Here is a 23,664-nt window from a genome sequence, read left to right on the forward strand (position 1 = left end):
AGCCGCTCTTTTTTTATGGGCGGAGCAGCTGTTGCTCCCGCTTTGCGAATTCGCGAATAGTGGTCGGTAGTTTTTTACTGAGCAAAGTATAGGCGTCCGAGCATTTCGGTGCCGACTGAAAGCGCGGTAAAAAATGAAGCATAATCATCACCATAATAAATGGTACGGCGGTGCCCTGTTGTTTTTTCAACAAAAAAAACTTGAACGGATTAACCGACCGATACTTAAGCTGGGTATCAATCTCCTGATTGATCATCGATACCACTTCCGAAAAAGATAAATTTTCCCCGCCCGTAATTTCAAAAGGCCGATTTTTATATTGCTCGAAATTCGACAATAGAATCGCCGACGCCTCCCCGATGTTTTCAATATCTACCCAATTGAATACCGCATTGCCTGCAGGCAGTGTAATCGTGCCGTGCGTTTTCAATTCCTCATAAAGCGTGGTCGTCAGGTTCTGCATAAAGTAACTTGGGCGCACGAAAATATATTCCAAGCCACTTTCAACGATCAGCTTTTCAATTTTATGGTGTGGAATCACCTTGCTTTTTTCCACGCCCTGCACCGATAAGAAAGCAACCTGATTGATCTGATTTTGCTGAAATGCATCGATCAATGGCTTAAAATAACGATCTACATCCGCCAAATGTGGTGGACGCAACAAAAACACACGATCAACCTCTTTCAAAGCATTAAAAGTTGTCTGATCCTCAAAATCAAATGCCCGGAAAGTCAGGCGTTCGTGGGTTGGAAATTGTCCCCTCGCCCGCTCGACATTCCGTACCCCTGCAATAATTTGATCCGTACCCTCTTGTTCTAAAAGGTATTTGATTAAGCTTTTACCGATGTTACCCGTTGCTCCTGTAATGAAAATTTTCTTTGCCTCCATGCGCTAAAAAATATTGGTGTTCTTCTGCTCAAAAATAAAGAAGCCAACGGACTTTTTCAGTATAAAAAGCGATGAAAGGGGAAAATTGGAGGTTAAAGTCATTTGTAGAGATGTTAATCTTAACATCAAACGGTACGGGCTTGTGTGTTTTTACACCACAGCCTACCCATCCTGTAAAGGCATAATTTATTATGTCTCAAGTAATCGGTACATTATTTTATACCAAGCAGAAGCAGTGTGGGTTTAAGATTCCAATCTACGCCAAAATACAGCCTGTAATGATATCCGAAATTGAATTAACAAAACTATTTACTCACTCATCCATAGGTACTTAAAAGGGAATCATAGCTTTAGACTTCATTAGTAACTTTGAACAATAAATCCTTATAACTAAATTTATTAAAATTATAGTATATATCATTTTTTAAATAATAACACAAGACTTCGAATGAGATTTTTACACCTAAACAGTCATAAAGTAAAATTTTTAATTGTATTTTGTTTATCTATTGGATTTATATTGAGTGAGGCTTTTTATTGGTCAATCATCTATAATGATCAAATTGGAATCAATATTTTCTTTAATATCGTAGCCTGCCTTTTATTTGGTGTAATGCTTACATTAATTATACTACCGATTGCTTACGCAGGATGGTTTATGAAAAATTACCCAAGATCAAAAGTCTACAATAGATTATCGATCAACACACTAACATCAAATGGATTTAGATTTGATAAGATAAATGAATCAACAAGATTTCACTTTACAGAGGAAATATTAAAGGGAAAAGTAAAAGGGTTTACAGTTATTTTAGATTCTTCAGGTTTCAGAAATTTGTCTATTTTTTTGGAAGCAGAACCAAGTAGAAGTATTGGGGAAAATAAAATTCATGAGATCGAAAATAAACTCGATTTTATGAAAGGAGCTTTAGTTTACGGAGGTGTATCGTTAACGTATAAAAAAGATCAAATTCTCACGAATAGAACAGAGGTATTGATTAAAAATATAGAAGATACAATCCGTATTTTAATACCATACGGTGTAAAGCCCTATGATATAAATACAACTGCACATAGCTAAATATTACTCACCTTTGATCTTTGATGCCAATCTAAGGCCAAATTACACACATTGTCGGTCTTAGTTCGGTGACTAAGACCAGCTTAGGCTATAATTCCATCGAAGCACCAGCCCAACCCATTTTAATGGGTTTTTCTTTGATAGGCCAAGGCTTTATCCTTGGTTAAATTATGGTGGGTAAATAATAGATGGTCTTAGTTCGGAGACTAAGACCAGTCTGAAAAACGAGGGCTCATATTCCTGTTAGACATTAAGAATAACGTCTTTACAGGAAAACAATCTTAACTTAATGACATTGCGGATGCACCTATGGGTGTATCCAAACCATACAATAATTTACAATGATTCGGGCAGACACATAGGTCAGCCCATACAGCGACCAAATATAATTTCGTGGAATAATATCAGATTATGATTGTCCAGCAATCCACTTCGCATCCCAACAAAATCCACCCCCACCCCAATAAAAAAATTCAAAAATCACCATCCATTCAATAAAAACCACTATTTTTGGATCAAATAATAATTTTTTAAGAATACATAGAGAAGACACGAGGGGCAGACATTCTTAATAATTTTAACCTATTGATTAATATATTAACCGCCACTATGCGCCCAACATCTACCTATTTCACCAAAGCAACGATGCTTGTTGCTGTTCTTGTTATGCTTCTTTCTGCCTGTAAAAAAGGCGATGAAATCTCCCCAGCCCAACAGCAGTTCAATACCGAGATGGAAACCCTGCAGGCTATTTTCAAAAGTTATGGCGTTTCGGCAGAGAAGGTAGATGCCCGCATGACCACCAAAGAAACCAATATCCAATCCGTGGATTTCTCGGCTTTGGATTTGACGGCCATAGATGAGCGTTTGTATACCATCCGCATCCAAAAAACCATTGACCTGCGGGATAACCAACTCGACATGGAGGTGATCAATACCGTGAAGACCAAATTCCCAAAGGTAGAGGTGTTGGTTTCTGGGAACCCACCTTACGAGCAAGATATTGAATTGGAGACCTTGGAGAAATTGGGCGTCAGTGCAGATTCGGAAAGGGTAGTGAAAAATACTGAGGGCTTTGTGAGTGAGCTTGATTTGTCGGGGATGGATAAGGTAGATTTGGATACTGCGATTTTTCATTTTCAACAGTTAGAAAAACTCAACTTAGCGAATAATGATCTGCAATTCCACCATTGGAAAGCATTGGTTGATGGCATTGATGGTTTAGCAATAAACATGGAAGGCAACCGTTATTTTGAGGTATCGGAGCAGGAAATGGAGCGTATGCAGGCCTATTTAGATCATAGTGGTGTGAAGGCGCAGGCTAAAGATGTGATAACGGTATATACGACCAATAATCATTATGCTGACGAAGACTTGGCGAACGGTTCTTCTATTGGTTATATCAATACAGTGGATTTATCTGCTTACAATATTGCGGACTTGTCTGTTCCTTCAGATGACTTCCAACTGCTAATTGCTGAGGTAGAATCTATTGATTTGAGTAACTCTACTTTTGATTTGGATTCTTATATGGATCCGAAGAGGGTCGGGGCTTTGGCGATTCAACTAAGAAATGTTGTAGATATGGGAGTCGGCATTGACCAAAATGAAAGCCCGAAACGTGATATTTTTTCCAATTTAGTGAGTAAGGTGGTTGTAAAAGGAAATCAGAAATTTGAGAACGAAGCTAAAAGCTACATTGAAAAGCAAAATTTTTTGTTCGATATTTTTGATAATTTGTGGTGGGCAGTTGATGGTGGAAGTTGGGAATTCACACAAACAACCTACGGTTCAGTATTTACTTCCATTACACTTCCCCTATTAAATATAAAAGACAATTTCAACCAAACAGCTTATCATGAAGGCTTCTTCAGTTTAAAATATTTAAAAAATATAAATAGTGAGACATATGTTACCTCTTTTGAGGGGGCAAATGATCTCAATGTTTGGGAGTTTGTTAATAAGTACCCAATAGGTTCTAAAGAAAGCTTTAGCCTCTTTTTGCAAAGTAATCTATATTTCCCTAATGAATTTTCTGACTTGAATACGTCCTGCCAATTTGGGTTAATGCCAGGTGTTGTTGATGATAGGTTGAATAGCATCAATTACTTTAAAGGTATAGTAGGTAGGAACGTAATCATTGAAGAGAATGCATTATCGTCAATTAGCACACCAATTTTTCACCTTTATTCCTCATTTACAGAAATAAGTTCTAATACACTAAATGTCGGTTTTCAAGGGAAATCGCTTTCTATAAGAGCAGGAAGGATTATTTCCCAGTCCCTTATTGATAAATTAACGGTCAATTTTTTATACGGTCATTCTCCTACAGACGAAGAAATAGGAACCACCCACCTACGTTTCACGCATTCTGTAAGGGAAGAAGATCCTAACATAGAAATAGAGTTAAATATTGATTTAAATAATTTCCCTGATTTAGAATTTCTGTATTTAAGTACGACTGGCACCATAAATCTTGATGAAACCAAGTTAGCATCGATTCCTAAGGTTTATATAAAATCTAAAAACATTAATGTAGATAGGCTATAATCAAGAGAGTTATTCTCTAATCGTTCATATCTCCCAAACCCCAAAAACTGGTCTTAGAAAAAACCCTAAGACCAGTTTTTTTTGGGCTATTTTATTCCCTCCTCTATTGCAGGTTTTCGGTCTTGTTTTCATTCAGAAAATTGAATCAGCATCGAGTTAACCACAGCTAAAGCAATGGCCTTACACAATAAAATCTGCTGAAGCAGGTTGGCATTTACTTTCAATGAAATAATTTTGGTTAATTGAAGGCTGTAATTCCATCGAAGCACCAGCCCAACCTATTTTAATGGGTTTTTCTTTGATAGGCCAAGGCTTTATCCTTGGTTAAATTATGGTGGGTAAATAATAGATGGTCTTAGTTCGGCGACTAAGACCAGTCTGAAAAACGAGGGCTCATATTCCTGTTAGACGTTAATAATAACGTCTCTACGGGGCACAAAAAAACCCGACCAAATGGCCGGGCTTAATCCACTAAACAGCTTGCTGAGTGTCCAGCTCAACACTTTTATTTTTATTAATCTTCTTCTACGGTGAAACGTTCGAACATCAGTTCAAGTAAAGTAATCGCGGATTCGGAAATCACGGTTCCAGGGCCGAAGATAGCGCATACGCCACTGTCGTAAAGCATTTGGTAATCCTGATGAGGAATCACACCTCCGGCAAACACCAAGATGTCCTCGCGACCTAACTTTTTCAGTTCTTCGATCAGCTGAGGCACCAAGGTTTTGTGTCCTGCTGCCAATGAAGATGCGCCTACGGCATGCACGTCATTCTCTACACACTGACGAGCTACTTCTTCTGGAGTTTGGAACAAGGCACCCATGTCCACATCAAATCCCAAATCGGCATAGGATGTCGCAACCACTTTGGCGCCACGGTCGTGTCCGTCCTGCCCCATTTTGGCCACCATAATTCTCGGACGGCGGCCGTCCATTTCAGCCCACTTATCCGCCAGTTCTCTTGCTTCCTGAAATTTATCGTTGTCTGCTGCTTCTTTAGAATACACGCCTGAAACTGTTTTGATGATCGCTTTATGACGACCGAAATGCGTTTCCAAAGCATCGGAAATTTCTCCCAAAGTGGCGCGAACACGTGCGGCGTCCACGGCCAACTCCAATAAATTTCCTTCGCCCGTTGCGGCGCAAACCGACAGGGCTTTCAGTGCTTTTTCTACCGCTTCGGTATCACGTGAAGCTTTAATTTCTTTCAATCGATTGACCTGAGAAATTCGTACCGCCGTGTTATCCACATCCAATACCTCAATGTCGGTATCTTCTTCCACTCGGTATTTGTTCACTCCGGTAATGGTATCCTTTCCAGCATCGATACGTGCCTGCTTACGTGCTGCCGCTTCTTCAATTCTAAGTTTTGGAATACCGGTTTCAATCGCTTTGGCCATACCACCGAGTTTTTCCACCTCCTGAATCAGGTCCCATGCACGGTGTGCAATTTGGTGGGTCAGGTATTCTACATAATAAGAACCTGCCCATGGATCCACCACGCGACAAACATTGGTTTCGTCCTGAATGTAGAGCTGCGTGTTACGCGCAATACGTGCGGAGAAATCCGTTGGCAAGGCAATTGCCTCATCCAGTGCATTGGTGTGCAATGACTGCGTATGCCCAAGGGCTGCACCCATCGCCTCGATGGCGGTACGTCCTACATTATTAAACGGATCCTGCTCGGTCAATGACCAACCCGAAGTCTGCGAGTGGGTACGCAAAGCCATTGATTTTGGGTTCTTTGGATCAAACTGCTTGACCATTTTCGCCCAAAGCATACGGCCTGCACGCATTTTGGCAATCTCCATGAAGTGATTCATTCCAATCGCCCAGAAGAAAGAAAGTCGAGGTGCAAATTGATCGATGGTCAATCCGGACTTCAATCCTGTACGGATATATTCCAAACCATCGGCCAAGGTGTATGCCAACTCAATATCATCGGTCGCACCAGCTTCCTGCATGTGATAACCCGAAATAGAAATCGAGTTGAACTTCGGCATATTCTTCGAAGTATAAGCGAAGATATCACCAATGATTTTCATCGACGGAGCAGGTGGGTAGATATAAGTATTCCGCACCATGAACTCTTTCAAAATATCATTCTGAATCGTTCCCGCCAATTTGTCCTTGGTAACGCCTTGCTCTTCTGCCGCTACGATATAGAAAGCCAAGACCGGCAAAACTGCGCCATTCATGGTCATCGATACCGACATTTTATCCAATGGAATTTGATCAAAAAGGATTTTCATATCCTCTACCGAATCAATCGCCACACCCGCTTTACCTACATCACCAACCACGCGCTCGTGATCAGAATCATAACCACGGTGGGTCGCCAAGTCAAAAGCTACCGAAAGCCCTTTCTGCCCCGCAGCCAAGTTTCTGCGATAGAAAGCATTGGACTCTTCGGCGGTAGAAAAACCTGCGTACTGACGGATCGTCCATGGTCGCGAAGCGTACATGGTCGAGTATGGTCCGCGCAAGAATGGTGGCAATCCTGCGGCAAATTTATCATGTTCAATATTTTTGATGTCTTCTTTGGAGAAAGAAGGTTTTACTGAGATTTGCTCGGCAGTGTCCCAGTTTTTATTGTTGATAGAAGCAGCTTGCGCATTGGCTTGTACTTCCTCGATCGAAATTTTTGAAAAATCAGGTTTCATCTGCTGCTATTTTACAATGCCCAAAATTCGTTGAAGATCTGTCAGTGTTTTCACAATGTCGGTGCGAACATGCACGGTACCGTTCAGACCGGCCGCTTTCAGCTTGTCCTCAATGTCCGTTGGATTACCCGCCAAAAGCAAAGTCGTATGCAGATCATTGGCACGGAACTCTTTCACAAAGGCTTCGCCCGATTCGTTGTAATCATCATCCGAAGAACAAATCACGACGATATCCGCATCTTTGTGTGCTGAAGCATTGGCCGCTGAAACAGCATCATCGAAGTAAGCCTCTTCAGAATTAAAACCTGCTGTACTCAGGAATTCCCCAGCGAAGTTGGCACGGGCACGGCGCATGGCCAGATTTCCATAGAGCGCATAGAAAACGGTTGGGCGCTCATTGCCTTCAGCAACAAACTGCTCCGTTGCCAAGCGTAATTCCTCAAAAGTTTTACCGGCAAATTGGGCCTGTAAAAGCAGATCGTTGGCCTCAGTGGTTTGATATTTTTGAGGGTCCAAAGTCTCCATCATGTTTGGGTAGCGGTTGGCACCCACATACACCTGACGGCGCTGACGGATCAATTTCTCCTGAAAATCCCTTACTTCAGCGATTTTGGTTTGAATTTCTTTGGCTTCGAAGGCAGTAAGGAAACCACCTTCAGTCTCTACTTTTTGGAACAGCTCCAAAGCATTTTTTGCCAAAGAAGTACTTAAATTATCGATATAATAAGAACCTGCGGCAGGATCCACCACCCGATCAAAATACGACTCTTCTTTCAGCATATGCGAAAGGTTGAGTGCCACGCGGTGGGTCATGGCTGTTGGTTTCTCGAAAGTTTCGTTATGTGGCATGATACAGATCGCATCTACCCCACCCAAGATCGCCGACATGGCCTCGGTGGTATTTCTAAGCATGTTCACATTGCTATCCAAATAAGATTTAGACCACAAAGAAGAAACAGCAGTAATCTCAAAAACAGATTTGTCAACTGTTACGCCATATTGCTTCGCCAATTCGAAAGCCAACAAGCGCAGAGATCTGAATTTGGCCAACTCATGGAAGTAATCTGTCGCAACGCCCATCAAAAAGTTGGTCTGTCCGATGGCTTCTTTGATGTCGATGCCTGCTTCGGTCAAAACATCCAATACCGTTACCCATTTGTTCAGGGTAAAAGCGATGTCCTGAACATGTGAACCACCTGCATTCACGAACTCCTGCCCGCTGATCGTAACCGCTTTCAGGTTTGGTGATTGCTCAGTCAATCGATAGACCTTCACCAATTCTTGTTCCCAGTTTTCAGGCAATTTACCAGCGGTGGTATATCGAGCGATGGGCTCATAAGCTACAAATCCGAACAGGTTCGCAGGATCAACACCCTGCGCTTTTACGGCGTCGAAGTAGCCTTCCAATTCGGTTGAACAGCATACATTGGTGAAAGAAATCGCCAAAGCATCCGTTCTGATATCTTTTAATAAAGTGTTGTAATCAATGCCTTTGCATTTGGATGAACAAGGCCCCAAATCAAAGATCAATCCCGTAACGCTGAACTCAAGCAACTGCAAAGCCATTTTATTGGCTTCGGCCTCGTTTTCAACCACAATCCGCTGGTAGTTCACCCACTCGCGTGGTCCCTGCTCAGCATCGGGATTGGTTGGGATAATATTTTTTAGTTCACTCCAATCGATGGTCGTGTCCACATCTTCCAATGCATAATATGGATCCTGTACCTGATTGTTGATTGTTTTCTTCCGAAGCACTTTATCAAAAGATGCCCCTTTGAGGTCAGCGGTCGCCTTAGCCACCCACTCCTCTTTCGTTACCGAAGAAAATTCCTGGAATAGTTTTTCCTCTGCCATTTTAGTGAATATTTATAGCCAACGCAGGTAGCGATAATACCTGCGTCAGCCAATGATCTGAATCTTTTAAACTATTAAAACAAGCCTTAAATCGTAGGTGGTTTTTTTGTCCACAGATTTATGGGATTAATAGGATTATAGCTATCGGGGCCTGTTGCACAACTAAGTTCTATGAATTTGGCGTAAAATTTTATTTCATGAGCTGTACGGATGCACCTATGTGTGTATCCAAACTAAACAAAACTTATGTTAATTCGGGCAGACACATAGGTCAGCCCATACAGCGACAAAATAAATTTCGTAATCAAACATCAGATTATGTTATAAAACAGCCCTTGATAGCTAAATGTGAACTATCACGAGAGAGACTCTCGCGATAGTTATAGTTTTCAACTGTTAAACCAAAGTAGTCTCTTCAGCTTTAATCGGCGTGTTGAATGAAATAAAGCTTGGACCAAAACGCTCATGCGCAGCTCTTTCCAGTTCTTCACGTGCGTCTGGATGCGACACGTCGATTAATGCCTTGGCACGCTGGGCAAGGTTTCTACCTTTCAATTCCGCCACACCGTACTCAGTAGCAACATATTGTGCGTGGGCACGGGTCGTTACTACACCGGCACCTTCTTTAAGGGTAGGAACAATTTTTGAAACCCCACGGCCAGTAATGGCAGGCAACGCACAGATGGCTTTACCGCCTTTAGAAAGCGCCGCACCACGCATGAAGTCCATTTGTCCACCCACACCAGAATACATGCGTGTACCGATAGAGTCCGCACAAATCTGTCCGGTCAAATCAACCTCCAAAGCGGAGTTGATCGCCATTACCGCAGGGTTTTGGCGAATCACAGCCGTATCATTTACAAACTGAATGTCCATCATCCATACTTCAGGATTATCGTCCATGAAGTTGTACAGCTTGCGGGAACCCATGGCAAAACCGGAAACGATTTTCCCTGCCATGATTTTCTTCTGGCTGTTGTTGATCACGCCTTTTTCCATCAGTGGCAACAAACCTTCAGAAAACATTTCCGTGTGAACTCCCAAGTTTTTGTGGTTGCCCAAAGCATCCAAAACGGCATTAGGAATACCACCAATACCCATCTGGAGGGTCGCTCCGTCTGGAATCATCTCGGCGATGAAATTACCAATGCGTTTTTCTGTTTCGTTTGCTGCTGGGATGTTCAATTCATAAAGTGGTTCGTCGATATCAAAACAAGCATCGAAGCGATCAATATGAATGATACCGTCGCCCATACAACGTGGCATCTGTGGGTTGATCTGCGCAATCAGTACTTTGGCTTTTTCAACACCTGCGGCAACCACATCTACAGACACACCCAATGAACAATAGCCATGGCGGTCTGGAGGCGAAACATTTAACAAGACCACATCCAAAGGCAAGGTGTCGTTGCGGAACAATACCGGAATATCCGAAAGGAAAACCGGATTGTACTGCGCATAACCGGCATCTACCGACTTACGGATGTTTCCGCCCAAAAAGAAAGCGGAGGTTTTGAAACTTTTTGAATATTCGGGTAAGGCATAATCGGCATAACCTTCTGTGTGAATGTGCACCACTTCTACATTAGACAACTCCTCTGCACGTTCCGTCATTGCTTTGGCAAGGGCCTGAGGCGTTGCCGCTCCCCCCTGAATCAAAACACGGTTATTAGATTTTATCAATTTTACCGCTTCAGCGGCATTTTGAACATAATTAGCCATAATAAAAATCGTTTAAAGCTTACGCTTATGGTTAGAAGATGAGTCAGCTTGAATCACTGACTGAGGCTTAAAAAAATATATAGACTCTGATTCAAAGATCTTATTGAATCAGAGATTGTGATAAAATTTTTGCTTAAGCGATCCGCCCAAACCAAAAATGTACGGACGTTGCATGCAACGTCCCTACGATAATATGATTATCAATTCACCAAGAACGAAAGCATGATACCGGCTGCTACTGCGGAGCCAATTACTCCGGCAACGTTTGGTGCCATTGCGTGCATCAAAAGGTGATTTGAAGGGTCATATTTCAAACCTTCGTGCTGAACAACACGGGCTGAATCCGGCACTGCCGAAACCCCTGCTGCACCAATCAATGGATTCAGTTTGTTGCCTTCTTTCAGGAACAAATTCATGAAACGAGCGAACAACAATCCACCGGCAGTTGCCACGCAGAAAGAGAAGGCCCCCAAAGCGAAGATCTTAATAGAACTGGTCGTCAGGAACACATCCGCTTGCGTAGATGCCCCAACAGTTACGCCCAAAAGAATCGTTACGATGTCGATCATTTTGGTTCTTGCTGTTTCTGCCAAACGCTCCGTTACTCCCGACTCTTTCAACAAGTTTCCGAAGAACAACATGCCCAAAAGTGGCAATGATGATGGTGAGATGAAGGTGGTCAGTAGCAAGGCCACGATTGGGAAAAGGATTTTCTCACGTGGAGCAACCACACGTGGCGGCTTCATGCGGATTTTTCTCTCTTTCATCGGCACCAACAAACGCATGATCGGCGGCTGAATTACCGGTACCAAAGCCATATAAGAATAAGCTGCAATGGCAATGGCTCCGACCATATCCGGCGCCAATTTTGACGACAAGAAGATGGAAGTTGGACCATCAGCACCACCGATGATACCAATTGCACCGGCTTGTTGTAAGGTGAATCCTAAAGCAATCGCCCCGATAAACGTCCCGAACACCCCGATTTGAGCGGCGGCCCCCAAAAGCATCAGCTTGGGATTGGCAATCAGGGTCGAGAAGTCGGTCATCGCTCCAATACCGAGGAAAATCAGCGGCGGATAGACCCCGTATTTTACCCCGAAATAAAGGAAATTCATTACCGAACCATCGGCATAAACTCCAGCACCGCCAGGAATATTTCCAATCACTACCCCGATACCAATCGGCACCAGCAGCAATGGTTCGTAGTCATAGCGAATCGCCAGGAATATGAAGAACAATCCTACCAGGATCATGATCACATTGCCAATGGTAACATACGCAAAACCTGTTTTCGATAAGAAGGTCATGACACCATGCAGGGCTTCTCCCCAGAAAGTGGTTTCTCCTCCCTGCATCAATACATTGGTCGATTGGGCAAAAGCATCTATATGCCCCCCGAGTACGCTTGCAATCATAATGATGAACAGCGCCCCGATAATGGTCTTAAATCTTTTCATAGTTGTCTTAGATTTAAGCGATCTCTACCAAAATATCTCCTTGTAATACAGATTGCTGAGGATTAACTTTTACCGCCGTAATTGTTCCTGAAACCTCCGCAAGGATGGTGTTTTCCATCTTCATGGCTTCCATGGTCATCAGGGTATCCCCCACTTTCACGGTATCGCCTTCTTTGGCCACCACATTGATGATCACCCCTGGAAGAGGTGCTTCAACTTTTTTGACTGCCCCACCAGCATTTGGTGCTTTTACAGCCGCTTTTGGTTGCCCTACGGATGTCGGACGACGAGCCAAGGTCGGCGTTTTAGAAGTTTTGACCTCTTTCTCCATCTCGACGACGTAAGAGGTCCCGTTTACTTCCAGGGTAATTTCATTACCCTCTGCAGCCTTAATCTTGACTGCATAATTATTATCGTTAATTTTAAATTTATAATCTTTCATCGCTTCTGTGCCTTAAAAAATAACCTATCTGGCCAATTGATTGGAATGTGTGGTGTAGATCTTGGAGCTCCATGGCGAATAATTTCTTTTCACCTTATCGATGGTAAGAATCGTGTTCTCCTCATCGTGAGCCTCTTCGAGGAACTGATAAATCCCAGCGGAAATAGCCGCAGCAACCTCTCCCGACATCGCTACTTCTTTATCTGTAACACCGTCGGCTGCTTTGACTTTCATCTTAACTTTTGGCTTTCTGGCCAACAGGTTAAGAATGCCTGGAAGTACAAATCCAAATACCACAAACAATAACAGCAGGGCCAAAAATATGATTAACATCCCTACTGAAAGGATAATCCACCCCTCTTCCAAAGGATGGGCAGCAGCAAAGTCGTTTGCTGCCTGCGTAACCTCTTGTAATAACATGGCAAAAAATTAAAGTGGAATATTACTGTGTTTCTTCGGCGGATTCACCTCTTTCTTAGTCGCTAATCCTTCCAAAGCGCGAACGATACGGAAACGGGTGTTTCGTGGCTCAATCACATCATCAATAAAGCCATACTTGGCCGCCAAATATGGGTTGGCAAACTTCGTAGAATATTCATCCTCCTTATCCTGAATGAATTTCGCGCGTTCTTCATCGTTCTCAATCCCGCGGATATTTCGACCTTCCAATACCTCAACGGCACCTTTGGCGCCCATCACTGCGATTTCTGCCGTTGGCCAAGCGTAATTCAAATCACCACGCAATTGCTTACATGACATCACATCGTGCGCCCCACCGTAGGATTTACGCAGGGTGATGGTAATTTTCGGTACCGTTGCCTCTCCATATGCAAACAACAATTTCGCACCGTGTGTAATAATACCACCATACTCCTGACCAGAACCTGGCAAGAAGCCTGGCACATCGACCAAAGTAACCAATGGAATGTTGAAGGCATCACAGAAGCGAACAAAACGCGCCGCTTTAATGGACGACTGAATATCGAGCACCCCAGCGAGGAATTTAGGCTGATTCGCCACAATACCCACAGGGCGGCCATTGAAGCGGGCAAAGCCTATACATATGTTTTTGGCAAAATTGCGCTGAACTTCCAAAAACTCCCCGTAATCGGCAATATAATGAATGACATCCAGCATATCATAAGGCTGATTTGGATTGTCAGGAATAATCTCATTCAAAGCATCTTCCAAACGATCTACAGGATCATCACACTCCAAATGTGGTGGTTCCTCTAAATTGTTTGAAGGCATATAGCTGAGCATCTTGCGAATAAGCATGATCCCCTCTTCGTCGTTTTCTGCCACAAAATGTGCTACCCCAGACTTGGACGAATGCATGCGTGCACCTCCAAGGTCTTCGGTCGTAATGACCTCCCCCGTTACCGACTGCACCACTTTAGGGCCCGTCACAAACATATAAGAAGTATCTTCGGTCATCAGGATAAAATCCGTAAGCGCTGGCGAATAAACCGCTCCACCCGCACAAGGACCAAAAATCCCTGAAATTTGCGGGATAACTCCTGAGGCCATGATGTTACGCTGGAAAATCTCCGCATAACCCGCCAACGAGCGTACCCCTTCCTGAATACGTGCCCCACCAGAATCATTCAAGCCAATCACTGGTGCGCCGACCTTCATGGCCTGATCCATGATTTTACAGATTTTGTTGGCGAAAGTCTCTGAAAGAGAGCCCCCAAAAACGGTAAAGTCCTGTGCAAAAACAAAAACCACACGGCCGTCAATCGTACCGCGACCTGTAACCACCCCATCAGAATAAAACTTCTGCTTATCCAGGCCAAAAGACTTGGTTCGGTGGGTTACAAACATATCATACTCCTCAAAGCTCCCTTCATCACACAACATCTCGATACGCTCCCTTGCAGTGAATTTCCCCTGCTGATGTTGCTTCTCGATCCGTTTCTCTCCACCACCTAAGCGCGCTTTCGCCCGTTTTTCAACTAATTCTCGGATTTTTTCGCTGTTAATGGACATAGTATTCTGTTAATTTTCCTTTGTTAAAAATGGATGATATCAAAAAATATCTAAAAAAATGACCGCTAATGAAGCATTAGCGGTAAGTGTCTATTTTGCATTTTTGTCTTCACAAAGTTCGGTAAGAACTCCGTGGGTTGATTTTGGGTGAAGAAAAGCGATATCCAGCCCTTCAGCACCCTTGCGTGGTGTTTCATCCACCAATCTAACGCCTTTTTCTTTTGCTTCAGCGAGCTGCCCTTCGAGGTCATTTACCGCAAAAGCGAGGTGATGAACACCCTCTCCCTTTTTCTCAACAAACTTGCCTATTGGTCCTGCAGGGTCGGTGGATTCCAGCAATTCAATTTTGGTTTCTCCGACCATAAAAAAAGCGGTTTTTACCTTTTGCTCCGCCACCTCTTCAACAGCGTAGCATTTCAAACCCAAAACTTCTTCATAATATTTTTTAGAAGTTTCCAAGTCTTTTACGGCAATCCCAATGTGCTCAATCTTTTTAATATCCATACTCTATTGGAGATTTTGATTAGTAGAAAAAATAGTATACCGAAATTTGTCTTTTGAATAATTATAAATTAAACCTAACTTTTCGGTCGTGTTTTATGAACGTGTTAAAAGTACATGCCAAATCATTTCATTCAACTGATGAAAGTCAGTATTTAACAAAATCCTTATCAGAATGGCTGCAAAAATGAGAATCAGAAAGCGAAAAATAGACGTTAATCAACTCGCAGACAGGATATTAGCAAAAGATCGAGTAGCCTTGAGCCAGGCCATCACTTTAGTGGAGTCAACTTTGAAAAGTGATAATTTGATTGCCCGTCAGTTATTGGAAAAAATCATGCCGCATACGGGTAAATCCCTGCGGATAGGCATTACGGGGGTACCTGGTGTCGGCAAGAGTACCTTCATTGAATCTTTCGGGGAAACTTTGATCAATAAAGGGAAACGCATTGCTATTCTTGCCATTGATCCCAGTTCGCAGCGAACGCGTGGGTCCATCCTTGGCGATAAAACAAGAATGGAGACGCTCGCCAATAACGACCAGGCCTATGTGCGGCCATCGGCAGCAGGCAGTGCCCTCGGCGGCTTGCACGCGCGTACCCGCGAAACGATGCTTCTATGTGAAGCTGCGGGCTTTGATGTGGTGATGATTGAGACCGTTGGCGTGGGGCAATCGGAAGTGGCCGTGAGTCAGCTTGTGGACTTTTTCTTATTATTAATGCTCGCTGGGGCAGGCGATGAGCTGCAAGGAATTAAGCGGGGAATTATGGAAATGTGTGACGGCATGGTCATTACAAAGGCAGATTCAGGCAATGAGGACCGTGCCAAGATGGCCAAAAACCAATATCAAAATGCGCTGCATATGTTTCCTGCTTCTGAAAAGGGATGGCTGCCCAAAGTGATCACCGCTTCCTCCTACAACAAAACAGGCATGACCGAAACCTGGGAGATGATCTGTGAGTTCGTTGAGGAGATGCGCACCAGTGGGTGGTTTAACCACAACAGGCAATCGCAAAATAAACACTGGATGCACGAATGGATTATTCAGGAGTTGAAATCACAGTTCTATACCCACCCGATTGTGGCTCAGCAAATGGAAACGCTCGAAGAAGAAGTGATGACGGACAAGCGCCTGCCGATTATGGCAGCGATGGAACTTCTTGAGCAATATCATCAGGAAATACAACTTGCAGACGACCCAAAAACGTAAGCTAAAACAGGTCGGTTTTTTCTGAGCCTGATAACGGAATAGTGATATAAATTAATTTTTGCTTTAGTTTAAAATGAAAATATTTTTCTCAGGATGACTGGCATCATCTTTTGTAAAATAATGCAATTATGCCAAATTCATCCGATTGAACTATTTCAATATATAGCATTATACTAAGCTTAAATTTATTGTGAAAAATAGACAGGAGTATTTTTTCAAATCTTTTGTTTTTATCTTTAAAGCATCATTATTCAAATTATTTATCAGCTTAACCGAGGCAATAGTATTGAAAATATAATTTTTTGAATAATACTGACTTAGATCAATTACATAACACGAACCTAATTACATCTATATGAATACCGCATTTTCAGATAGTTTAGCACAGCTCTTCAGTAAAAATCTTCAGCAATTGAGTGAAGAAATCAGCCAATATGAAGGTAAACCACTTGAGTTTTGGGCTGTTCGCGGCATGATTTCTAATTCTGCAGGGCACCTGACCCAACATATTTTGGGTAACCTGAACCATTTTATTGGTCACGTTTTGGCAAAAACAGATTATGTAAGAGATCGTAAAGCGGAATTTTCTACCCACGACATCAGCATTGCCACTTTTAAAGAGCAGATTGAAGCTGTTGACGCACTGATTCAGGATACTTTTTCAAAAATGACCGAAGAAGAATGGGCGCAAACCTACCCGCTTGAGGTGTTTAAAAAACCCATAACTACGGCTTATTTCATGCAGCACCTTTTGGCGCATTTAAGCTACCACATGGGGCAAATCAATTATCATCGCAGACTTATCCAATTATAATCATGAAATCCATCGGAGTATATTTAACCTTTGAAGGGCAGTGCAGTGCAGCCATCGATTTTTATCAGCAGGTTTTTAAGGCTGAACTGATCAGCAAAAAAACCTTTGAGGAAAGCCCTATGGAGGCCCCTGAACATTTGAAGGATCAAATCATGCATGCTGAGATTAAAGCGGGGGATTTCTGCCTGATGGCCAGCGATAACCTGATGGGCATGCCCACCGATGGGCCAGGAAAGGTAACGCTTAATATTGACCTGGAAGATCAGCAGGAGCAAGACCGTATTTTTGCAGCACTGAGCGAAAATGGCTCCGTAACCATGGAACTTCAGGAGACTTTCTGGGGGGCACGGTTCGGAAGTCTGGTGGATCAGTTTGGCATTAAATGGATGCTACACATGACACTGCCCAACAGCTAAGGCAGGCAAAAAATGAAAAAAGGCCACAATGCATCTCCATTGTGGCCTTTTATATTATTTGTTAACGTTTCCGATCTTCGATTCAATCGATTCAATCTTGGCTTTCATCATCCCTGCCCCTTTGTTTTTCTTCACGTCCATATTCATCACACAATACACACGATCAGCCACAGGCTCCAAAATCTCATAGCTTTGTTCTACCACCTGCAGGGCTTCCTTTACCGTTGGTGCTTCCAGAATAGTACCCATTGGAGTGAGTTGATATTCAAAGCCACTGTTCTTGATATGCTCAATTACTTTACTGACATACTCGCTGATATGCGCCCCTTTGTCCATGGGGAAAATCGCAAAATTTAATACTGCTGCCATCTTGGTTGTTTTAGATTGTTGATTATTTAAATTGGTCGGTGCAGGTTCTTACATCTGCCCCTTCCCGTAATTTTCGTAAATTTTTCTGCATCATCAGATCGTCCCAGGTGGCGGGAACACCTTTCAGCAGATTGGGCGAGCAAAGGAAAATCACCTTCGTTTTTGCCCTTGAAATCGCTACATTCAATCGGTTGGCAGAAAAGATGAACTGCCCGATATCAGCAACATATTCAGGATCGGCTGCGGTATAACCCACAATCACCATCTCCACGCTTTGCCCCTGAATTTTTTCCACTGTATCAATCAATGGCTGATGCTTCACTTTGAGGTATTTACTCAGCTGATTTTGCACTTCAAGAATTTGCTTGCGAAAAGGGATAACCACCGCAATGTCTTTGATTGACATCCCCCCTTCCAGCGCCTTGATGATCAGCTGCACCAAAAATGCCGCCTCATCCTGATTAATCTGCCTCGCAAACTGGTCACAGCTATCTACCCACACCAGGGGCGCTTTACTGAAAATGGAGGCCCACGGCTCGGCAAAAGTGGTAGACAGCTGAAACTCCCGATCATGGTTAAAGGCCGAAGCTTTCAGGAAGGTCGGCACTTCTTTATTTGTTTTTCCACTCGGATAAAAAAGCTCTCCAACCCATCGGGCGAGGGTGGAATTCATACGATAGGTGGTATCGAAAGCCAATAAGGTATTGGGGTGATATTTTTCAAGGTGAGTAAGAATACTGCATGAAAATGGGTCATCAGCCATCCCCTCATCGAATATGGGTTCCATTTGTCGCTGATCGCCAAAAAACAATAAACTTTCAGCACCCCAGCTCGCCATTGTTGCGGCCAGTGTCAGGGGAAGCTGCCCTGCCTCATCGACAATCAGTACATCAGCCTTCACCTTTTGATGGTGATACAAAGCGCCATAATATGTCAGCCCGAAAAGACTTTGCGCTCCCCGATGTGCATATCTTGCCGACTGAATTTTCACACCTGCCGAAAGACCTTCATTTTTATCTGCCGAGCCGAGTTTCACCACATTCAGCGCAGGAAATTTATCGAAGACTTCCGAAAGGGCATTGTTGACCGACTGATGGGTAAAGCCAATAATATTCACCGACTTGCCCGCCTGTAACAACAAATAAATTAACTGACCAAGGACATCCGTCTTCCCAGTGCCTGGAGGGCCCTGAATACCCATGATTTTGGGTAAACTGAGGCATTTTAAAAGTACCTGCCGCTGAGAACTGTTCAAGGATCGACCGAGTTGATCTTCGAGGTCGGCCACTTGTTTGCGCTGCAGTGCTGTAATTTCCAGTTCAGGTAACTGAATCCCATTTGGGGTCATGAGTTGTTTCAGCCAATGTTCTGCGGCCGTGTTCCCTTCCATATTGATGAAAGCTTCGCGAACTTTATCCACGGCATCAAAAGGAATCAAGGTCAGGCGCATGCTTGTACCGTCGTCCAAATCATTTAGGGCATACTGCCCACCAGGATTATAACCGAGCTGAAACCACAGCTTGTCCTCGCCCATGCCCAGCACTTCAGCCTTTACTTCCCATCGGCTATTGTCCTTTGCCTTCAGCATAAAATTCTCGCCCCTTTTCAGCTTTGTTTCATTATAGGGAAGGTGCAGGCAGCCATAGCCGTCAGATTTCAGGAATTTTGTAATCACGAAAGTGGCATTATCAATCATCAGTCCCCGTTCCTCAACCCCTTCAACAGAGAGGCTGCTCAATTCACGAACTTTCTGAATGTTCAATGCCTGTTCTTTCTTCAAGTATGCTAAAAATTGATCAATCATGTAAGGCCTCTTCTATGGTCTGAATTAAAAAGTTTAATTTTTCCAGTCGGTCCAAATCCTTATCGGGATCAAGCACCAGCTGCTCAATCGATATTTGTTGCTGAAAAAAATAATAGAGTTCGTTGAGCGCATAGCCGGGAAATAAACCAAAAAGTTGCTTTTCAATAACCTCCGCAAGGTTCACCACTTCAATCTGATCATCAGACCAGCCTTTAGTCCATTGTTGCAACCGCAAGGCATCAAGACCGTAGCCGATCCACCTGCCCACAAATTCTGGATAAGCGGTCATTTCAAGGGGGATGGTTTTTTCTGCAGTACGCAGCGCTATTGGCCGCTCAGGTTCCTGATCGTCATAATCCAAAACAAAAGGCGTCAGGCTACCAAAATACAACGACTGAATTTTTTCTTTGAAGCCAAAGCCCAGTCGATGGTATGTCTGTACCTGAAAAATAAGCCGTCGATATTCCAGAAATGAAAAGCCAATATTGGCAAATAATTGTGCAGGTGCCTGCAATAACGCTGTGGGCCCGTTAACATTTTCCGCTTTTAGCGCCATAATATGATGGGCATTCAGCAAAGGAATTACACTGAGGTGGTTTTCCTGCTGCATAAGTTCGGGAATACAGGCGTATCGCCACTGGCACTTATTGCACGACTTTTTATAAACAATCGGGTGTTGCTCGCCAAGCTCCTCCCACGACAAATCGCGCAAGGGTAACAGCCCTTCAAGGCACTCTTCATAAATCCCTCGAACTTCCGTTAGCTGAACTTTAATTTGCTCTTTGTTCTTGATAATAACAAAGGAATGGTCGTAGGTTTTCTGCTGATCAACAGCAAGCATCGATGCATACCAGAGCAACTGGGTAAGGTGACTCACGGCCACCTGCGCAGAATGCTTCACCTCCCCAAGGCTGTAAGCATGGCCCAAAGGCAGCTGTTCATCAGTATCCTCAAGAATTAAAATATCAGCCACCCCGACGGTAGTCGTCCCATCACCGAGCTGTGCCTGAAGGATCACGGGCTCGCCACGGCGCATGGCATCCAGGGTCAGGGCTTTGCGAATTGCAAAATTGTCCCCCTTCACCTCATAAGCCTCAGGGTAGTACATCTCAAATATATCATCCTCAAAGCGCAGACCTTCATCCATCAGGTGTTGCTGATGTGGTGGGGTATCGGCTTTGAGTGCCTCATGACCAAAATAATTAAGCCACGCTTTGCGTTTGCATTGCAGAAAAGTGCCCAATTGATGACCATTGGTGGGTTTAGGCCTTGATTTGATATATTCCTTCATAAGCTTTGCTAAAACAACAAAGTTAAAAAAGCTGAAGAATAAAACAGACCTACACCATACTTTTAAAGTCCAATATCCTGCTTAAATTCTGCATAATGGTTGGAGTAAATCCATTGTTCTTCCTGCTGATAAATTTGAACATAAATATAATCCCGCTTAAAGACCAAAGGCTGCTTCACCTTTTTGCGGAACGTTTCCCCACTTCTCACAAAACCTTGCACCTTGCGCAATCGGCGAACCCGCTTAAAATAGGGATCAACCAACTGAAGAAAATAAGTAAAATACAGGTTATTGGGAGAGGTATTATGCACCACTACCTCCATCGATTTATGGTCACAGATGGCATAAACATGGTGGTCGATATCATTGGAAATCAGCCGATAATTGATGGTGTGGAATAGGTTTTGTTCAGCTTGTGGCGGTGTGAATGAAAGCACAAAGAACATCAGGAAAGAAAGCATAATATAGGTTATTTGTTAGGAGTATCAAGGTGCATATTGTTTGACTACAAAGCAAAAGTGTCCGCTGTCCGGTCACCTGTCCGCAGCGTTAGAAATATTTTATATCTCCAAAAAAATTGTTTCAAAATTAACTAAGCAGATAAATCCTTCCTGAATTCCTAACAAACAAAGTGGTCTCAGCACCCATAATGTCCTCCATAGTGCATTCTTCCACAAAACTTCTGCCTAATTCCTGTAAAACACCATGTGTTTATTTAGTAAAATATTGATAAAAAATTGTTATTTAAAACTGTGTTATTTTTTAGCTACACAAGGCTTTCCGAGAATCAGCAATAATCAGGGGAATATGAAACACCCACCTTTGAGTATAGTTGCCTATAAAAAAACAGAACGCTATGCCTATAAGAATGCGGAAAGACCCAGACCAGCCTAATCGGGGAAATGGCGGGGGAAATTATCGTGGTGGAAGAGGCGGCGGTTGGGGGGGAATTATTTCCATGCTGCTGCCCTTACTGCTTCGGAACCCAAAACTATTGATTGTCGCAGCGATCATCTTTGGAGCCATATATTTTTTCGGTGGCCGTGAAACTGCCATTAATGTGGCCTCAGCGGTGTTTAGCAAAGGAGCAACCCTTGATCCTAAACAATTTGACCGCGCGAAAATTTACGAGCCCATCATCAATGATCCACAAAACCCCTTGCCGGTAAGGGTATCGCTTGAGCAATTCAGCCCTACGAGGCTGAATCAGGGGCAACAGGGCAGTTGTGTTGCCTGGGCAAGCGCCTACGGAGCACGCACGATTCTGGAAAGTTCAGCCACTGGCCAAGCGCCCGATGATGTTCGTTTCAGCCCGTCTTTCCTGTACAACCAAATTAAGCTTGAGGGCTGCCAGGGCTCTTATATTATCCGTGCCATGGAAAAAATGACGCAGCAAGGCGCCGTTCCCTTCAGTGAATTTGGCTATAATGAGGAAGATTGCAGCAATATGCCCTCGGCAGGTTTAGTAGAAGCGGCGAGTGCCTATAAAATGAAAGGCTTCAACCGCTTGACAGTCGGAGATAATGTGCAGAAAATTGACCTCAATGCCATCCGTCAGAATTTGGCGCAAGGGGCGCCAGTGGTGATTGGCATGATGGTCGGCGGAAGTTTTATGCAATCCATGAAAGGGCAAAAGTTTTGGCAACCCACACAAGCTGACTATCAGATGCGCGGCTTCGGGGGGCATGCCATGACGGTGATTGGCTATGATGACCAAATGAATGGTGGTGCCTTTCAGATTATGAATAGCTGGGGCGAAGATTGGGGACAGGATGGTCTGGCGTGGGTTGGGTATCAGGATTTCATGCATTTTACCCGAGAAGCCTATGCTGTATTCCCCATGGGAAGATCTATTGACAATCCTGAAAAATTCAGTTTTCAAATCGGTTTATTTGATCAGCAAAACAACAAATACCTGCCCATGAAACAGATTGGCAACGGCATTTTCGAATCCCGCGATCGCCTGTCGCCTGGCAGCCTGTTCAAGGTGGAAGTCACCAACAACCTGAATTGCTATACCTACATTTTCGGCGAAGAAACCGACGGCAGCTCCTATGTCCTTTTTCCTTACACTGAAAAGCATTCGGCCTATTGTGGCATTGTGGGCACCCGCTTGTTTCCCCGTGATTATTCCATGGAACTCGATAGCCTCGGGCACCGCGACAAAATGGCTGTTGTGGTCAGCAAGCAAGCTTTGGATTATAAAAAACTCAATGAAGCAATCAATAATAATACGGCGGATTCTTATGCTGAAAAATTTAAAAAGGTATTGCAAACTGAACTGATACAGCAAGTTAAATATGTCGATGGCCTACATGTGGAAGCAGAAGCCACCAAGGCTTCAAAAAATACCATGCTGCTCATTATGGAAATTCAGAAACAGTAAATCCAGAAAAAAGCGGTGGTCAATATAAAAAGCGATATCGCAAACCCCTGCTTTTCAAGCACTAACAGAGTGGTATTAAACCCGTATATGCTATTAACAACTGTCCTTGCACCGCAGGGAATACCCTTTGGGGAAGGCAGCACCTGCCAAACGCAACTGGCATGAAGTGGCGGATCGACGCCTGCATTATGCTACTTCAAATTAAATGTTTAATTTTGTCT

Annotated in this window: 19 protein-coding genes; 6 read left to right on the forward strand and 13 right to left on the reverse strand. The window is 43.5% G+C overall.

Annotated elements, in window-relative coordinates; translation table 11 throughout:
* Positions 1–13: 13 nt before the first annotated feature.
* On the reverse strand, positions 14–889 hold the full coding sequence (locus AABK40_RS19425) for an NmrA family NAD(P)-binding protein (RefSeq protein ID WP_338399037.1): 876 nt from the start codon (positions 887–889) through the stop codon (positions 14–16).
* Between the two features lie 448 nt (positions 890–1,337).
* Here AABK40_RS19425 and AABK40_RS19430 point away from each other — a divergent pair, with 448 nt between their 5' ends.
* Complete coding sequence (locus AABK40_RS19430; RefSeq protein ID WP_338399038.1) at positions 1,338–1,970, forward strand: hypothetical protein; 633 nt, start codon at positions 1,338–1,340, stop codon at positions 1,968–1,970.
* Between the two features lie 585 nt (positions 1,971–2,555).
* Positions 2,556–4,520, forward strand: coding sequence for a hypothetical protein (locus tag AABK40_RS19435; RefSeq protein WP_338399039.1), 1,965 nt, complete (start codon positions 2,556–2,558; stop codon positions 4,518–4,520).
* Between the two features lie 514 nt (positions 4,521–5,034).
* On the opposite strand, the gene scpA is transcribed toward AABK40_RS19435, so the two are convergent.
* The 8 genes from scpA to mce form a co-directional block, all read right to left on the reverse strand.
* Entirely contained in the window at positions 5,035–7,182 is a 2,148-nt protein-coding gene (gene scpA / locus AABK40_RS19440; protein WP_338399040.1) for a methylmalonyl-CoA mutase, read from the reverse strand.
* Positions 7,183–7,188: 6 nt separating this feature from the next.
* Positions 7,189–9,036, reverse strand: coding sequence for a methylmalonyl-CoA mutase family protein (locus AABK40_RS19445; RefSeq protein ID WP_338399041.1), 1,848 nt, complete (start codon positions 9,034–9,036; stop codon positions 7,189–7,191).
* 396 nt (positions 9,037–9,432) lie between these two features.
* Entirely contained in the window at positions 9,433–10,758 is a 1,326-nt protein-coding gene (locus AABK40_RS19450) for an acetyl-CoA hydrolase/transferase family protein (protein ID WP_338399042.1), read from the reverse strand.
* 200 nt (positions 10,759–10,958) lie between these two features.
* The gene (locus AABK40_RS19455) at positions 10,959–12,068 is read right to left on the reverse strand and encodes a sodium ion-translocating decarboxylase subunit beta (protein ID WP_421953324.1); all 1,110 of its coding nucleotides are present in this window, start codon (positions 12,066–12,068) and stop codon (positions 10,959–10,961) included.
* 163 nt (positions 12,069–12,231) lie between these two features.
* A complete protein-coding gene (locus AABK40_RS19460; protein WP_332920317.1) occupies positions 12,232–12,660 on the reverse strand; it encodes a biotin/lipoyl-containing protein in 429 nt (142 codons plus the stop codon).
* A 24-nt stretch (positions 12,661–12,684) separates the two neighbouring features.
* On the reverse strand, positions 12,685–13,080 hold the full coding sequence (locus tag AABK40_RS19465) for an OadG family transporter subunit (RefSeq protein ID WP_332920318.1): 396 nt from the start codon (positions 13,078–13,080) through the stop codon (positions 12,685–12,687).
* Positions 13,081–13,089: 9 nt separating this feature from the next.
* Positions 13,090–14,652: an acyl-CoA carboxylase subunit beta gene (locus AABK40_RS19470; protein ID WP_338399043.1), complete on the reverse strand. Its 1,563-nt coding sequence runs from the start codon at positions 14,650–14,652 to the stop codon at positions 13,090–13,092.
* A gap of 90 nt (positions 14,653–14,742) precedes the next feature.
* On the reverse strand, positions 14,743–15,156 hold the full coding sequence (gene mce / locus AABK40_RS19475) for a methylmalonyl-CoA epimerase (RefSeq protein WP_332920320.1): 414 nt from the start codon (positions 15,154–15,156) through the stop codon (positions 14,743–14,745).
* A gap of 184 nt (positions 15,157–15,340) precedes the next feature.
* On the opposite strand from mce, the gene meaB reads away from it, so the two are divergent.
* The 3 genes from meaB to AABK40_RS19490 all read left to right on the forward strand — a co-directional run bounded on the left by meaB (position 15,341) and on the right by AABK40_RS19490 (position 17,593).
* A complete protein-coding gene (gene meaB / locus AABK40_RS19480; RefSeq protein WP_338399044.1) occupies positions 15,341–16,363 on the forward strand; it encodes a methylmalonyl Co-A mutase-associated GTPase MeaB in 1,023 nt (340 codons plus the stop codon).
* A 355-nt stretch (positions 16,364–16,718) separates the two neighbouring features.
* Positions 16,719–17,177 carry a DinB family protein gene (locus AABK40_RS19485; protein WP_338399045.1) on the forward strand — a complete coding sequence of 153 codons (459 nt, stop codon included), beginning with the start codon at positions 16,719–16,721 and terminating at the stop codon, positions 17,175–17,177.
* Between the two features lie 2 nt (positions 17,178–17,179).
* Positions 17,180–17,593 carry a VOC family protein gene (locus AABK40_RS19490; RefSeq protein ID WP_338399046.1) on the forward strand — a complete coding sequence of 138 codons (414 nt, stop codon included), beginning with the start codon at positions 17,180–17,182 and terminating at the stop codon, positions 17,591–17,593.
* A gap of 54 nt (positions 17,594–17,647) precedes the next feature.
* On the opposite strand, the gene AABK40_RS19495 is transcribed toward AABK40_RS19490, so the two are convergent.
* The 4 genes from AABK40_RS19495 to AABK40_RS19510 form a co-directional block, all read right to left on the reverse strand.
* Complete coding sequence (locus AABK40_RS19495) at positions 17,648–17,962, reverse strand: thiamine-binding protein (RefSeq protein WP_332920324.1); 315 nt, start codon at positions 17,960–17,962, stop codon at positions 17,648–17,650.
* Between the two features lie 22 nt (positions 17,963–17,984).
* Complete coding sequence (locus AABK40_RS19500) at positions 17,985–19,766, reverse strand: DEAD/DEAH box helicase (protein ID WP_338399047.1); 1,782 nt, start codon at positions 19,764–19,766, stop codon at positions 17,985–17,987.
* The gene (locus AABK40_RS19505; RefSeq protein WP_338399048.1) at positions 19,759–21,057 is read right to left on the reverse strand and encodes a hypothetical protein; all 1,299 of its coding nucleotides are present in this window, start codon (positions 21,055–21,057) and stop codon (positions 19,759–19,761) included. Before AABK40_RS19505 ends, AABK40_RS19500 begins: the two co-directional genes overlap by 8 nt.
* Positions 21,058–21,119: 62 nt before the next feature.
* The gene (locus tag AABK40_RS19510) at positions 21,120–21,518 is read right to left on the reverse strand and encodes a hypothetical protein (protein ID WP_332920327.1); all 399 of its coding nucleotides are present in this window, start codon (positions 21,516–21,518) and stop codon (positions 21,120–21,122) included.
* 395 nt (positions 21,519–21,913) lie between these two features.
* On the opposite strand from AABK40_RS19510, the gene AABK40_RS19515 reads away from it, so the two are divergent.
* Positions 21,914–23,443, forward strand: a complete 1,530-nt coding sequence (locus AABK40_RS19515; protein ID WP_338399049.1) for a C1 family peptidase — start codon at positions 21,914–21,916, stop codon at positions 23,441–23,443.
* Positions 23,444–23,664 lie beyond the last annotated feature (221 nt).

The sequence above is a fragment of the Persicobacter psychrovividus genome, assembly GCF_036492425.1.
In the GTDB taxonomy this organism is placed as follows: Bacteria; Bacteroidota; Bacteroidia; order Cytophagales; family Cyclobacteriaceae; genus Persicobacter; species Persicobacter psychrovividus.

Bases quoted from the DNA above. Each gene is read 5' to 3' on its own strand.
- AABK40_RS19485 (WP_338399045.1), top strand. From the start codon at position 16,719: ATGAATACCGCATTTTCAGATAGTTTAGCACAGCTCTTCAGTAAAAAT.
- meaB (WP_338399044.1), top strand. From the start codon at position 15,341: ATGAGAATCAGAAAGCGAAAAATAGACGTTAATCAACTCGCAGACAGG.
- mce (WP_332920320.1), bottom strand. From the start codon at position 15,156: ATGGATATTAAAAAGATTGAGCACATTGGGATTGCCGTAAAAGACTTG.
- AABK40_RS19490 (WP_338399046.1), top strand. From the start codon at position 17,180: ATGAAATCCATCGGAGTATATTTAACCTTTGAAGGGCAGTGCAGTGCA.
- AABK40_RS19425 (WP_338399037.1), bottom strand. From the start codon at position 889: ATGGAGGCAAAGAAAATTTTCATTACAGGAGCAACGGGTAACATCGGT.
- AABK40_RS19495 (WP_332920324.1), bottom strand. From the start codon at position 17,962: ATGGCAGCAGTATTAAATTTTGCGATTTTCCCCATGGACAAAGGGGCG.
- AABK40_RS19505 (WP_338399048.1), bottom strand. From the start codon at position 21,057: ATGAAGGAATATATCAAATCAAGGCCTAAACCCACCAATGGTCATCAA.
- AABK40_RS19515 (WP_338399049.1), top strand. From the start codon at position 21,914: ATGCCTATAAGAATGCGGAAAGACCCAGACCAGCCTAATCGGGGAAAT.
- AABK40_RS19470 (WP_338399043.1), bottom strand. From the start codon at position 14,652: ATGTCCATTAACAGCGAAAAAATCCGAGAATTAGTTGAAAAACGGGCG.
- AABK40_RS19455 (WP_421953324.1), bottom strand. From the start codon at position 12,068: ATGACCTTCTTATCGAAAACAGGTTTTGCGTATGTTACCATTGGCAAT.
- AABK40_RS19450 (WP_338399042.1), bottom strand. From the start codon at position 10,758: ATGGCTAATTATGTTCAAAATGCCGCTGAAGCGGTAAAATTGATAAAA.
- AABK40_RS19460 (WP_332920317.1), bottom strand. From the start codon at position 12,660: ATGAAAGATTATAAATTTAAAATTAACGATAATAATTATGCAGTCAAG.
- AABK40_RS19500 (WP_338399047.1), bottom strand. From the start codon at position 19,766: ATGATTGATCAATTTTTAGCATACTTGAAGAAAGAACAGGCATTGAAC.
- AABK40_RS19430 (WP_338399038.1), top strand. From the start codon at position 1,338: ATGAGATTTTTACACCTAAACAGTCATAAAGTAAAATTTTTAATTGTA.
- scpA (WP_338399040.1), bottom strand. From the start codon at position 7,182: ATGAAACCTGATTTTTCAAAAATTTCGATCGAGGAAGTACAAGCCAAT.
- AABK40_RS19445 (WP_338399041.1), bottom strand. From the start codon at position 9,036: ATGGCAGAGGAAAAACTATTCCAGGAATTTTCTTCGGTAACGAAAGAG.
- AABK40_RS19510 (WP_332920327.1), bottom strand. From the start codon at position 21,518: ATGCTTTCTTTCCTGATGTTCTTTGTGCTTTCATTCACACCGCCACAA.
- AABK40_RS19465 (WP_332920318.1), bottom strand. From the start codon at position 13,080: ATGTTATTACAAGAGGTTACGCAGGCAGCAAACGACTTTGCTGCTGCC.